Raw genomic sequence first — 4170 nt, 5'->3', positions numbered from 1 at the left:
GTCCTGTCCGGCGCCGTCACGTTGCGCGACATCGACTGGTTCGGGAAACTCGGACCCGAGGCTGCAGAGGGCCAGTAGGCAGGGCGATCGGCCGACAGACGGGCTTGATGCGCGACTTTCCTGCTATTTCCCTCATCGCACCGTACACCGGGCATGTTCCTGCCTGGCGCGCGCCGCGCTTGTTCCCGGGTGAAGGGAAGCACCAAACAAACAGATGTCGGAAGAGTGCTCGAACCGGCCATTGCGGCATTGTTCCGACACCGATACCTATTCGGCTGCGGTATCCCTGCGCGGCTCGGTCTTTTCTTCCCTTGTCTGAGAATACTTGGCCAGCAGGGCCGCTTCCAGTTCCCGGTTCAGCTCTTTCGCGCGGGCGATATAGGCGGGGTTCTTGTCCGCGGGCACACCGGGTGTCCAGAGGTCGGCTAGGTCGCGCACGGCGGCACGGTCGAGCTTGAAGAAGGTCCGTTCCATCTCGCGCGCCTCGTAGTCCGACAGCCCCACATTCTCCAGCACATAGCGCCCAATGCGCAGCGCGCCATCGAAATATTCCCGCACGATGTCATCAGCGCCGGCGCGATGCAGTTCAAAGACATGTTCGCGGTCGCGGGCGCGGGCGATAATATGCAGATCGTCACGCTGGCGGCGGGCATAGGCGACAAGCCGTGTCGCCGCCGCCCGGTCGTCAAGGCAGACGACGAGGACGCTGGCCTGCGCCAATCCCGCAGCCCGCAGAAGTTCCGGTCGGGTTGGGTCGCCGACATAGCCCTTGAAGCCGAATTTCCTGAGAAGCTGGATCACCTTGAGGTCGTGATCGAGCACGGTCGTCTGAAAGCCCGACATGGTCACCATGCGGTTCACGACCTGACCGAAGCGGCCGACACCCGCGATGATCACCGGCTGCTGTTCGTCGATCTCGTCAGCCTCATGCGTCACGCTTTCATCCTTCATCCGCTTGGCCAGAACGTCATGCAGGATGAAGAACAAGGGCGTGAGGAACATCGAGAGCGCGATCACCAGCAAGAGTTCCCCCGCCAGTGCGTTCGGCAGGATACGCTGTTTGACGGCAAAGGCGGTCAGGACAAAGCCGAATTCGCCTGCCTGCGCCAGACCGAGAGTGAAAAGCCACTGGTTGCGGCCCTTCAGCTTGAACAGTTTGCCAAGACCGTAGAGGACCGCGCCCTTGGCGATCATCAGGGCGAGCGCCAGCCCGACAAGCGTGACCGGTTTTGAGAGGAACGTATCGACGTCGATCCCGGCCCCGACGGTGATGAAGAAGAGGCCGAGGAGGAGGCCCTTGAAGGGCGCTATGTCGGATTCGATCTCATGCTTGAATTCCGAGTTGGCGAGCACCACACCGGCAAGGAAAGCACCAAGCGCGGGCGAGAGGCCGACCATCAGCATCAGGGTCGCGATGGTGACGACGATCATCAGCGCCAGGGCGGTGTTGACCTCACGCAGCCGCGCGCGGTGCACGAAGCTGTAGAGCGGCCGGATCAGGTAGTGCCCGGCCAAGGCAACGGCGGCGACCGCGCCGAGGGTGACCAGCGTCACGCCCCAGCCCGGAAGCTGTTGCAGGAAGGGCAGGGTCGCGTGGCTGTCGGCCGCCTGCGCCTTGGCCAGCGCGCGGGCACCGGGAAGGGCCAGCAGCGGCAGAAAGGCCAGCATCGGGATGACGGCGATATCCTGCATCAGCAGCACGGAAAAGGCGCTGCGCCCGCCTTGCGTGGGCATGAGGCTTTTCTCGGACAGGGTTTGCAAAACGATGGCGGTCGACGACAGCGACAGGATGATCCCGAGCGTCAGCGCGATGCGCCAGCTTTGCCCCATTGCAAGCACGCCGAGCGTGACCACAAGCGTGGTCACCACGATCTGCAAACCGCCAAGCCCCAGAAGCCGGTCGCGCATGCCCCAGAGCGCGCGGGGTTCCAGCTCCAGCCCGATCAGGAACAGCATCATCACCACGCCGAATTCGGCGAAGTGCTGAAGATCCTTGGTTTCGGATCCGACGAGGCCGAAGACCGGGCCGATCACGATCCCGGCGACAAGATAACCCAGCACCGAGCCGAGACCCAGCCGCGAGGCCACCGGCACCGCCAGCACCACGGCGATGAGGTATAGAGAGGCCTGAAACAAAAAGCTTTCCATGAAATCCTAGGTTGGCAAAGGGGCGTCGGGTTTGAACTGGTCCATCACGATCTGGCTTTGCACCCGGGAAACCGCCGGATGGGCGAGCAGGACCTGATGGATCAACCTGTTCAGGCTCGCGAGGTCTTCGCAATAGACCCTGAGAAGATAATCGGCTTCTCCGGTCAGGGTCCACGCAGATGTGATCTCGGGTTGGGTCGCGACAAGGCGGGAGAAGGCCGCCGTTGTCTCAGCCCCGTGGCGGGCCATCTGGACCTGAACGAAGGCCTGAACGGCAAGGCCGAGGCGCAGGGGGTCGAGCCTTGCGGCATAACTCTGGATCAGGCCCTCGGCCTCCAGCCGCTGACGGCGGCGGCCCGCCTGGCTGGGTGAGAGGTTCAGCTCTTCCCCCAGCTCTTGCGAGGTCAGATGTGCATTGCGTTGCAAGGCGGCCAGAAGCCGTGAGTCGGTTTCATCGAGCGTGATGCGTGAATCTTGCATGATCTGGCCAGTGTAGCGCGCAAAACGCGCATATGCACATCAAGTTCTTATTTCAAACGCGCAACAGACGCGTGAGAGATGCGGTAAAATGGTCATGAACGCGCAGAGGAGTATTTTATGGGCCCCTTTCCCCATTCCGCCCCGAAATCGGTGATCTCGGACCAGAACCCCGCCGGGACTGACGGGTTCGAATTCGTCGAATTCGCGCATCCGGACCCGGAGGAGCTTCGGCAGCTTTTCGCCCGCATGGGGTACGAACTTGTCGGCCGTCACCGGTCGAAGGATATCGAGCTTTGGCAGCAGGGCGACATCACCTACATTCTGAACGCCGAGCCCGGCAGTTTCGCGGCCCGCTTCGTCGCCGAACACGGGCCCTGCGCCCCGTCGATGGGCTGGCGGGTGGTCGATGCGGAACACGCGTTCCGGCATGCCGTCGCGATGGGGGCGGAACCCTATGAGGGTGATGACAAGACCATGGACGTGCCCGCGATCCGGGGCATCGGCGGATCGCTGATCTATTTCATCGGCAAGTACTATGAGACCTCGCCCTATAACGCGGAATTCGACTGGCTGTCGAAGTCGAAGCCCGAAGGCGTGGGTTTCTATTACCTCGATCACCTGACCCACAATGTCCACAAGGGCAATATGGACAAGTGGTTCGACTTCTACGGACGGCTGTTCAACTTCCGCGAAATCCGCTTTTTCGACATTCAGGGCAAATTCACCGGCCTCTACTCACGGGCGCTGACCTCTCCCTGCGGTCGTATCCGCATCCCGATCAACGAGGATCGCGGGGAGACGGGCCAGATCGTCGAATACCTCAAGCGCTACAAGGGCGAGGGCATCCAGCATATCGCGGTCGGGACCGGGGATATCTATGGCGCGACCGATGCGATCCATGAGCGCGGCCTGCGCTTCATGCCGAAACCGCCGATGAGCTACTACGAATTGAGCCGGGACAGGGTGGCGGGCCATGAGGAGCCGCTCAATATGATGGAAAAGCACGGCATCCTGATCGACGGCGAAGGTGTGGTCGATGGCGGCGAGACGCGGAGCCTGTTGCAGATCTTCTCAAAAACGGTGATCGGGCCGATCTTCTTCGAATTCATTCAGCGCAAGGGCGATGACGGGTTTGGCGAGGGCAATTTCAAGGCCTTGTTCGAATCCATTGAGGCCGACCAGATCGCGCGGGGGGTGTTGAAAGCCGGATAAACCGGCGGTCCGACAGGGAGGTGGCGCGGGTGGCGATGTGGCCACCCGCGCCTTCGTCTGAACGGCTTGGATCTTTGAGCCAAACAAAGGCCCGCCGGAAATCCCGATCATGAATACGCTGTCTATAGCGTTTCAGGTTTACATCGAATCAGAATTAGAACCTTTTTCGTTCGAATTCTGATACTTGGTATCCCAACGCAAACCCGAAACGCTTTAGAGCGTGTTGCGCCTAATCGGTTTCATATCCTGCGGCCTTGAAGAAGTTGTAGCATTCCTCCTCGGTGAAGAGGTCGCAGACCTGTCCTGCGGCGCGCCAGAGGTCGTCATAAG

3 protein-coding genes are annotated in these 4170 nt (G+C 61.3%); 1 reads left to right on the top strand and 2 read right to left on the bottom strand.

Features of this window, described 5'->3' with window-relative positions; all coding sequences use genetic code 11:
* Window positions 1–267: 267 nt before the first annotated feature.
* Complete coding sequence (locus WBB85_RS16195) at window positions 268–2148, bottom strand: monovalent cation:proton antiporter-2 (CPA2) family protein (RefSeq protein WP_432639630.1); 1881 nt, start codon at window positions 2146–2148, stop codon at window positions 268–270.
* A 6-nt stretch (window positions 2149–2154) separates the two neighbouring features.
* A complete protein-coding gene (locus WBB85_RS16190) occupies window positions 2155–2628 on the bottom strand; it encodes an Lrp/AsnC family transcriptional regulator (RefSeq protein WP_432639629.1) in 474 nt (157 codons plus the stop codon).
* A gap of 117 nt (window positions 2629–2745) precedes the next feature.
* On the opposite strand from WBB85_RS16190, the gene hppD reads away from it, so the two are divergent.
* A complete protein-coding gene (gene hppD, locus WBB85_RS16185) occupies window positions 2746–3840 on the top strand; it encodes a 4-hydroxyphenylpyruvate dioxygenase (RefSeq protein ID WP_432639628.1) in 1095 nt (364 codons plus the stop codon).
* Window positions 3841–4170 lie beyond the last annotated feature (330 nt).

The organism is Albidovulum sp., assembly GCF_049646345.1.
Classification (GTDB): Bacteria; Pseudomonadota; Alphaproteobacteria; order Rhodobacterales; family Rhodobacteraceae; genus Albidovulum.
This window is presented reverse-complemented; position numbering and strand designations above follow the sequence as displayed.

What these genes read in the sequence shown, in the direction of transcription:
- WBB85_RS16195 (WP_432639630.1), bottom strand. Translation starts at nt 2,148, where the DNA reads ATGGAAAGCTTTTTGTTTCAGGCCTCTCTATACCTCATCGCCGTGGTG.
- WBB85_RS16190 (WP_432639629.1), bottom strand. Translation starts at nt 2,628, where the DNA reads ATGCAAGATTCACGCATCACGCTCGATGAAACCGACTCACGGCTTCTG.
- hppD (WP_432639628.1), top strand. Translation starts at nt 2,746, where the DNA reads ATGGGCCCCTTTCCCCATTCCGCCCCGAAATCGGTGATCTCGGACCAG.